The organism is Methanobrevibacter sp., assembly GCF_045541095.1.
Classification (GTDB): Archaea; Methanobacteriota; Methanobacteria; order Methanobacteriales; family Methanobacteriaceae; genus Methanocatella.
In genome coordinates, this window is the sequence record NZ_JAZQIJ010000143.1 from 1 (window position 1) to 4,180 (window position 4,180).

Consider the following 4,180-nt stretch of genomic DNA (forward strand, 5'->3'; position numbering starts at 1 on the left):
TGTCGGTTTATAATAGAATAGATAAGGTAATATTAACATAGTATTAGTATTACAATATCAATCTTATTGAAGAAAATAGACAATTTAAAGTAATTGAATTTGAAAGGGACTTGAGCGTTACTCCATCCAAGTCAATGATAAGATATTTTTCAAGCAAGATGAATGTAAGGCCTAGACAGCTGGTTGTTGATTTGTCAAGGACGTCTGGAATATATCTACAGGCAGGAGCCATGCAGTGGATGAGCGGATCAAACAAGCTTTCTTCAGGAATTAAGGGAATCGGAGATTTTGGAAAAAAATTTATCAAATCAACAGTAACTGGAGAAACCACTGTAAAACCGGAATACAGTGGAGACGGGTATCTTGTAACAGAACAGACCTACAGGCATTTGATTTTGCTTGATTTGAATGATTGGGGCAATAATCTTATGATTGATGATGGTTTGTTTTTGGCAGCTGAAAAGTCAGTTGATTTGTCTGTCAAAAAAAGAACAAATCTTTCAAGTGCTATTGCTGCATCAGAAGGTCTTTTTAATACAGTTCTCTCTGGAAATGGTTATATTTGTCTTGAATCAAGAATTCCATACAAGGAACTCATAATCATTGAAATGGTAAACGAAACAGTTTCAATCGACGGACCGATGGCCATTGCATGGACAAGCAATCTGGAACTTACAGTTGAAAAGTCAGGAAAATCATTTATGGGTTCGGCCGTATCAGGTGAAGGTCTGGTAAATGTCTATCGGGGTACAGGAAAGATATTGATGGCGCCTCTTGCAGGCAAGCTCAAAATCAGGGACTTGCCAAAGTCAGGTTAGTGATTTTTTGAAATATAATAAAATCAAAAATTATAAATAATAATAAGATAATAACAATATATGTAACTGAAATATTCAGTTACTTATCTGTTTTAATAGTAATTTTAAAATTCATGTTATGGTTTTTTAATTACTATGTTTCGGTTTATCCATGGGATAAAACCTCCATTATTTTAGTTCTAAAATTAAACTGTAGATATATTTTTGATTTATCTATGTTATGTACAAATATAATTAAATCGCTGGTGAGAATTTTGAAAGCCTTTGGTATGGAGATGAATGCCCGTTTGGCAATATTTTTGGGATTGAATGCATTAATAATAGTAGACATTGTTTTGATTACCGTTGCTATGATTATGACACTTCCTCCAAATATTGTATTGGATATTCAGATTTTTGATTTTATTGTCTGTATAATTCTTTTGATTGAATGGGGTATCAATTTTTATATCTCCAAACCCAAAAGTCTATTTTTAAAACAAAAGGATAATATTCTTGCACTTATTGCATCAATACCATTTGATGTATTGCTGCCTGCAGTCATACCTCAAGTTGCTCTTTTAAGGTACCTTAGACTTTTAAAATTATTGAGGATTGTTTTTTTATTTAGAAGATTTGCTACAAGTTTAGAAAGGTTCATTGATAAAACAAATCTTGATAAAATATTGGCGGGGATAATAGGTACAATATTCATATTTACAATATTGCTGTATTTCTTTGGACCGTCATATGACCTTTTCGATGACTTTTACTTTGTTATAGTGACTCTGACAACAGTAGGTTATGGGGATGTGGTTCCTGTAACATTTGGCGAAAAAGTCATTTCATTAATTTTAATTATTGTTGGACTATTTGCATTTTCCACAATTACAGCGGCTATCTCTTCATTTTTAACTGAACGGTTACTTGAGGAAAATACTGATGATGATTCAATAGAATCAAAGATAAATATGATTTTAGAAGATCTTGATATTGTCAAAAAGGAAAATGAAGAGTTAAAACAAAAAATTTCCGAGCTGCAAGATTCTATTGACAATGACTAATTTATTATTTTGCATTGTTTAAAAATCATAGAAATATCTGATGACAATTAAAGATTGCCTAAATGTTGTTTCTAAAAACTTCTCCGCTAAAGAATTGAATTACAATTTATGATTCAACTAATCGTTTGGTTTTGGCAGTGCGCTTAAATATTTATATCAACAAAAACATAATGTATATACAACAATTGATATAATGAATGGTGATTATTTATGGGTTTATTTAACCAGAATAATAAAAAAACTCCTGAAGAAGAATATCAGGAATTATATGATGCTAATCTTGCTCAGATTGAAGCAGCAAATTATTTAATTCGTTTAGATTTTGCAATTGGTCAATATGGTAATGAAGATATTATTGCAGGTTCAATGATAGGCTCAACAGGCAAATATTTGATGATGGGCAAATATGGTGATTTAAAATGGGCTACCACCACAATAGCTTTAAGGCCAGATCATGTTGAGATTCATTATAATGGAACTAATATTTATTATTCAGATATTTTGGAAGTTCGTGTTGGTGATAATAAAGGTTTTCTAAATGTGGAAAAACAGCTTATTTTAGTTACTCGCCAAGGAAATTATATTTTCAAATCAGAAACAGTTTTTATTGATGTTATTAGCAATATTATTGTTGGTTCACGTGACAGGTATAATGACTGGATTAATGATGGTTTAATTACAGCCGGTGAAACCTTAACAGATGATGAATGGAATAAGTTAATTCGTGGTGAACAATTCCGCGAAAATAATGATGAAGATAGTAATGTGGATGAAGCTAACTTTGATAGGGTTCTTCGTGCAGCAGAATTATATGAACGTGGATTATTGTCTAAGGAAGAATTTGAAGAAATCAAAAATAGATTTATGAATAAAAAATCTGATAAGGCAATGAAAATTACTTCTCAAAAGTTTTGCCCAAATTGTGGTGTTGAAATAGAAATTGATTTTAAATTCTGCACTAATTGTGGACATGAATTATAAACGGCTATAATAAATGATAGATAAGATTATTTTAGATATTTATTTAGATTTAGTGTTAAGGGGTAAATTAATACAGTGAGTGTATTTTACGAGTTTTTGGAAAAAATTTAGATATTAAAAATATTTAATAATAATTTTAAACATAATTTATGTATAACATTACAAGTGTATTAAAAGGGAGATTTTCATGGCATTATTCAACAGTGGGAATAAAGAGCAAAAACAAAAAAAGAAACAAGCTGAAAAGATTTTAGATGAAATAGTGGGTGGATTAATGCCCACTCGTACAAGACTAGCTTTTTTCAGTAGGATGACTGCTAAAGGAATTAAACCAAGACAACAGGAAAAAGTGAGGCTGACAGTTTTAAAAACTGTTAAAAGCGAAGTTGAAAACAATGAACTGGAACCTACACTGGAGGATATTAATCAGAGAATTGAACAGATTCTTAATGAAAATTCCGATCAGGAAGTGCTTGAAAAAAGAAGAGAAAATCATGAGATGGCAGTCCAAAAAGCTAAAAATAAAAAAATAATTAAAAAAACGGAACTTGAAGAAAAGTTTGGTATTGATTTAACAGACAAGCAGTGGTTTCAATGTTCAATTGAGGAAGTTAAATACAGCACTTTCACCAACCAGCCGCAACGAAATATCGATACTGCATATGTAATAATAAATAAAGATAATTTTGAAATTATTAAAGAAAGCGTTTGGCTTAAAACAAACATGGGGACCAGAAAACTCTTTTTCTATAATATTACAAGTATTGATTATGATGCAAGAGGAGTATTACATGCATCAAGCAGTGTTATAATAAATACAAAAAGTGCAGAGCATGTGCAACTGAAATTTGTCACAAGAGAAAATTTCGATTTGATGAATAATGCTTTTGAATCATTTCTTGATAAGATACACAATCCTCCACAAACCGCACAGGTACAGGAAAATGTTTCAACAACATCTTCTGTGGATGAATTGCTTAAATTTGCAGAACTGTATGAGAAAGGATTACTCACAAAAGAAGAGTTTGAAATGAAAAAAGCTGAGCTATTGGGGATAAATAATGAAGTTAATCCAGATGAAAATCACTTTGTTAAGCAAGAGTTTATTGAGGAAAATAATGTAAATAATCTTGAAAATCAACCTAAGTTCTGCAGTGAATGTGGCTCTTCTATAGATAATGACAGTAATTTCTGTCCGAACTGCGGTGCAAAGCTGATTTGATTTTAAAGTTTAAATTTTCGAAATAATATTGGAAAAAATATAAAAATAATATACAATAAAATTATATATTACACACAATATTAAAATAATGTATACTACAAAGCATATTTAATAAA

4 protein-coding genes are annotated in these 4,180 nt (G+C 30.5%); all 4 read left to right on the forward strand.

Annotation, left to right across the window (positions count from 1 at the left end; translation table 11 throughout):
- The first annotated feature begins 110 nt into the window (after positions 1-110).
- Positions 111-818, forward strand: coding sequence for an AIM24 family protein (locus tag ACKI2P_RS06140; RefSeq protein ID WP_407375982.1), 708 nt, complete (start codon positions 111-113; stop codon positions 816-818).
- 254 nt (positions 819-1,072) lie between these two features.
- Positions 1,073-1,861 carry an ion channel gene (locus ACKI2P_RS06145; protein WP_407375983.1) on the forward strand — a complete coding sequence of 263 codons (789 nt, stop codon included), beginning with the start codon at positions 1,073-1,075 and terminating at the stop codon, positions 1,859-1,861.
- Between the two features lie 210 nt (positions 1,862-2,071).
- Complete coding sequence (locus ACKI2P_RS06150; RefSeq protein ID WP_407375985.1) at positions 2,072-2,842, forward strand: zinc-ribbon domain-containing protein; 771 nt, start codon at positions 2,072-2,074, stop codon at positions 2,840-2,842.
- Between the two features lie 187 nt (positions 2,843-3,029).
- Positions 3,030-4,064 (forward strand): zinc-ribbon domain-containing protein, encoded by a 1,035-nt coding sequence (locus tag ACKI2P_RS06155; RefSeq protein WP_407375987.1) that lies wholly within the window; start codon positions 3,030-3,032, stop codon positions 4,062-4,064.
- The last annotated feature ends 116 nt before the right edge of the window (positions 4,065-4,180 follow it).

Coding starts and splice junctions, on each gene's coding strand:
- ACKI2P_RS06150 (WP_407375985.1), top strand. CDS start 2,072: ATGGGTTTATTTAACCAGAATAATAAAAAAACTCCTGAAGAAGAATAT.
- ACKI2P_RS06155 (WP_407375987.1), top strand. CDS start 3,030: ATGGCATTATTCAACAGTGGGAATAAAGAGCAAAAACAAAAAAAGAAA.